Genomic DNA, 4772 nt, shown 5'->3' on the forward strand with positions numbered 1-4772 from the left:
GCCGGTGGCCCGCGCCCCGGTCCGCGCCCCGGCCCCCGGCCGTCCGCGCCCGGCAACAACCCGTACACGACGCCGTCCGCCGGGCCTCGCCAGTCGGCCGGCCAGTCCGGCTCTGGCCCGGCGTCCCCGTCGCGACCGGGTGCGCCCCGCCCGGGTCCCCGCCCGGGTGGCCCACGTCCCGGTGCCCCCGGCGCCGGCGGTCCTCGGCCCTCGGCGGGCGGGATGCCGCCACGCCCGGGCTCGCGCCCTGGTTCTGGCTCTGGCGGGATGCCGCCGCGGCCGGGCGGTAGCGGCGGGCCGCGGCCCAACGCGAACATGTTCCAGCCCCGTCCCGCGGGCGGCGCGCCGGGTCGTCCCGGCGGCGGCGGCGGTGGCGGCGGTGCTCCCGGTCGTCCCGGCGGCGGTGGCGGCGGCCCGCGTCCCGGCGGTTTCGCCGGTCGCGGCGGTGCTCCCGGCCGTCCTGGTGGCGGTGGCGGCGGTGCCGGTGCTGGCGCGCCGGGTCGTCCCGGTGGTGGCGGCGGCCGTCCCGCGGCGGGTGGTCGCGGACGTGGCGGAACCACAGCGGGCGCGTTCGGCCCGGGTGGCCGCGGTCGTCCCGGCCGTCAGCGCAAGTCCAAGCGGGCGAAGCGGCAGGAGTGGGAGAGCGGCCTGGAGGCGCCGCGGATGGGCGCGATGGTCCCCCGTGGCAACGGGCAGGCCATTCGTCTACCGCGAGGCGCCTCGCTGGCCGACTTCGCGGACAAGATCGACGCGAACCCGGGCGCGCTGGTTCAGGTCGTCTTCACCCAGCTCGGTGAGATGGTGACCGCGACGCAGTCCTGCACCGACGAGACGCTGCAGCTGCTCGGTGTGACACTCGGTTACGAAGTGCAAATCGTCAGCCCGGAGGACGAGGACAAGGAGCTGCTGGAAAGCTTCGACCTCTCCTTCGGTGGCGAGTACGGCGACGACGTCGAGCTCAGCATCCGGCCGCCGGTCGTGACCGTCATGGGCCACGTCGACCACGGTAAGACGAAGCTTCTCGACGCCATCCGCTCCACCGACGTGGTCGGCGGCGAGGCCGGCGGCATCACCCAGCACATCGGTGCCTACCAGGTGCGGTCCACGGTCGACGGCGACGAGCGGCCGATCACCTTCATCGACACCCCGGGTCACGAGACGTTCACCGCCATGCGTGCCCGCGGTGCGCAGGTCACCGACATCGTGGTCCTCGTGGTCGCGGCCGACGACGGGGTGAAGCCTCAGACCATCGAGGCGCTCAACCACGCCCAGGCAGCCGGGGTGCCGGTCGTCGTGGCCGTCAACAAGGTCGACAAGGAGGGCGCCGACCCGGCGAAGGTGCGGGGTCAGCTCACCGAGTACGGCCTGCTCGCCGAGGAGTACGGCGGCGAGACGATGTTCGTCGATGTCTCCGCCCGCAACCGGACGAACATCGACGGGCTGCTCGAGGCCATCATCCTGACGGCCGACGCGTCGCTGGACCTGCGGGCCCCGACGGGCACCGAGGCCCAGGGCGTCGCGATCGAAGGCCGGCTCGACCGCGGCCGTGGCCCTGTGGCGACGGTGCTGGTTCAGCGCGGCACGCTGCGGGTCGGCGACTCGGTGGTCGCCGGTGAGGCGTTCGGCCGGGTCCGCGCGATGCTCGACGAGCACGGCGACCAGGTGACCGAGGCGGGCCCGGCCCGTCCGGTGCAGGTGCTTGGTTTCACCAGCGTCCCCGACGCGGGTGACAACTTCCTGGTGGTCCCCGAGGACCGGGTGGCCCGCCAGATCGCCGAGCGCAGGCAGGCCCGCGAGCGCAACGCCGAGCTCGCCCTCAGCCGTGGCCGTCCGACGCTGGAGACCATCCTCGAGCGGATGAAGGAAGGCGAGAAGACCCAGCTCAACCTCATCCTCAAGGGCGACGTCTCCGGTTCGGTCGAGGCTCTCGAGGACGCCCTGCTCAAGATCGATGTCGGCGACGAGGTCGGTTTGCGGATCATCGACCGCGGGGTCGGCGCGATCACCGAGACCAACGTCATGCTGGCGTCGGCGTCGGACGCGGTCATCATCGGCTTCAACGTCCGCCCGCAGGGCAAGGCGACGGAGCTGGCCGACCGCGAGGGCGTCGAGGTCCGGTACTACTCGGTGATCTACCAGGCCATCGAGGACATTGAGAATGCCCTCAAGGGCATGCTCAAGCCGGTCTACGAGGAGGCGCAGCTCGGTACCGCCGAGGTGCGAGAGGTCTTCCGGGTGCCGCGGATCGGAAATGTCGCGGGTTCGCTGGTCCGCTCCGGCATCATCCGCCGCAACACCAAGGCCCGACTCATCCGCGATGGTGTGGTCGTGGCGGACAACCTCACGGTCGAGTCCCTCAAGCGGTTCAAGGACGACGCCACCGAGGTCCGTGAGGGCTACGAGTGTGGTATCGGTCTCGGGTCGTTCAACGACATCAAGGTCGACGACGTCATCGAGACCTTCGAACAGCGGGAGGTTCCCCGCGCCTGAGGCACGCCGCTGGTGGGTGCCGGCCGGTCGGGCGCATGCGCGTCCGGCCGGCACCCACCGCTCGTGCCGCAACGCGGGTAGCGATCATGTGGATCGGAACTCTCAGTCTTGACCTGCTGCTCGGGGACGTGCATTCGCTGAAGGAGAAGCGTTCGGTGGTCCGGCCGATCGTGGCCGAACTGCGCCGACGCTTCGCGCTCAGCGTTGCCGAGACGGGGCATCTCGACCTGCATCGCCGAGCCGAGATCGGGATGGCGGTCGTGGCCGCCGACCGTACGCACTGCGTCGAGGTTCTGCGCGCCTGTGAGCAGCTGGTGGCGGGACGACCCGAGGTCGAGATTCTCGCCGCGCGCGAGCGATGCCTGGCCGAGGACGACGCCGACGGGCAGTTCCGCCAGCCCGCCGACAGTACCGACTGAGCCGATCGCCGCGGGGTGGCCAGTCCGCCGGCGTCGCGGTGATCGGGCAGCCCGCAGGCGGCGGGGAGCCGCGCGGTCGATGGCCGTGGCGTCTGCGGGCGGGGGCGATCGCGGCGGCAACGACGCCGAGGTAACACGGAGCGAGGAGGTCTACGGTGGCTGATCCGGCCCGGGCACGGAAGCTGGCCGTGCGTATTCGTGAGGTGGTCGCGTCCGCGCTGGAACGCGGCGTGAAGGATCCCCGCCTTGGCATGGTGACGGTCACCGACGTGCGGGTGACACCAGATCTGGTCGACGCGACCGTGTTCTACACCGTGTACGGCGACGAGGCCGAGCGCCGCGCGTCGGCCGAGGCGCTCGAGTCCGCCCGTGGGCTGCTGCGCAGCCAGGTCGGCCGTGCCACCGGCGTGAAGGTCACACCGACCCTCACCTTCATCCACGACCGGCTGCCCGACGACGCCAAGCACCTGGAGGCGCTGATCAGCGTTGCCCGGGAGCGGGATGCCAAGCTCGCCGAGGTCCGCCGCGACGCCCGCCCCGCGGGCGACGAAGATCCCTATCGCCGTCCACGAACCGTCGAGGAAGACCTGGACGAGGACCTTGGCGACGGGATCGACGGGATCGATGCGGTTGACACCTCCGGCCGAGACTCCGGTGCGTGGGATGCCGGCGCGGTCGGCGGACGCCGGGTGTATCCGGCCTCACCCGACGGCGATCCGACCACCGGACGCTGACAGTGGTGGGCCGCTCCAAGGGTGCGAGCCACCGGCATGCCGGTGGGCCGCGGACACGGCGATGGGACGGGCGATGAGCGACGTGAGCGATCTCGTGGCGGGCGATCGGGCGGCCGTGGTGGCCGCACTTACGGCAGCCGTCGACGCCGGCGACGACATCCTGCTCGTCGCCCACGTCAATCCGGACGGGGACAGCCTCGGTTCAGCCCTGGCCCTTGCGCTGGCGCTGCGGACTCTCGGGGGCCGACCGCGGGTGTCGTTCGACGCCGAGCCCTTCGCCGTCCCCCGGACGCTGCACTTCCTCGCCGGCCAGGAGCTGCTCGTCGACCCGGTGACGATCACAACCCGGCCGGGTCTCGTGGTCTGTCTGGACACGGCCAGCCGGTCCCGGCTCGGCCGGCTCGTCCGGATCACCGGCGGCAGCATGGTGATCGTCGTCGATCACCATGCCTCCAACACCCGTTTCGGCGACCTGAACCTCGTCGACAGCGAGGCCGCCTCGACCAGCGCGATGGTTGTCGACCTGATCGACGCGCTGGGCGTGGAGCTGGACGCGGACCTGGCTGCGGCGATCTACACCGGCCTGGTCACGGACACCGGCTCGTTCCGGTTCGCGGCGACGACGCCTGCGGTGCACCGCCTTGCCGCGCGCCTGCTGGCCACCGGCATCCGGCACGATCTGATCAGCCGTGCGCTGTGGGACACCCACCGGTTCGGCTACCTGAAGCTGCTCGGCGAGGTGCTGGGTCGTGCCCGCCTGGAACCCGAGCACGACCTGGCCTGGACCTGGTGCACCCAGGCCGACCTGCGCAACGCGGGCCTTGACTACGACGAGATCGAGGGCTTCATCGACACCTTGCGCACGGCGTCGGAGGCCGAGATCGCCCTGATCTGCAAGCAGGAGGGCGATGTCTGGAAGGTCTCCGTGCGGTCCAGGGGGAGCGTCGACGTCGGTGCGCTGTGCGCCGGCCTCGGTGGCGGCGGCCACCGCCTGGCCGCCGGCTTCGTGACGAGCGCGGAGCTGGCGGAGCTCATGGAGGCGGTGCGGGCGGCGCTGGTTCGGGCGCCGCGGCTGCCCGACCCCGTGGGCGGCGCCCTGACCGGGCCCGACGCCGCCGCCGGGCGTACC

The 4772-nt window shown here is 72.2% G+C and carries 4 protein-coding genes; all 4 read left to right on the forward strand.

Features of this window, described 5'->3' with window-relative positions:
* Nucleotides 1-2490, forward strand: a 2490-nt coding sequence (gene infB / locus NBZ83_RS30115; protein WP_261576311.1) for a translation initiation factor IF-2, incomplete at its 5' end; no start/stop codon positions are given.
* Nucleotides 2491-2576: 86 nt separating this feature from the next.
* On the forward strand, nt 2577-2909 hold the full coding sequence (locus NBZ83_RS30120) for a DUF503 domain-containing protein (protein ID WP_261576312.1): 333 nt from the start codon (nt 2577-2579) through the stop codon (nt 2907-2909).
* A 155-nt stretch (nt 2910-3064) separates the two neighbouring features.
* Entirely contained in the window at nt 3065-3643 is a 579-nt protein-coding gene (gene rbfA / locus NBZ83_RS30125) for a 30S ribosome-binding factor RbfA (protein WP_261566976.1), read from the forward strand.
* A gap of 73 nt (nt 3644-3716) precedes the next feature.
* Nucleotides 3717-4772 (forward strand): DHH family phosphoesterase (locus tag NBZ83_RS30130; RefSeq protein ID WP_261576313.1); only part of this gene is annotated, 1056 nt, incomplete at its 3' end.

Source organism: Frankia gtarii (assembly GCF_025403375.1).
GTDB lineage: Bacteria > Actinomycetota > Actinomycetes > Frankiales > Frankiaceae > Frankia > Frankia gtarii.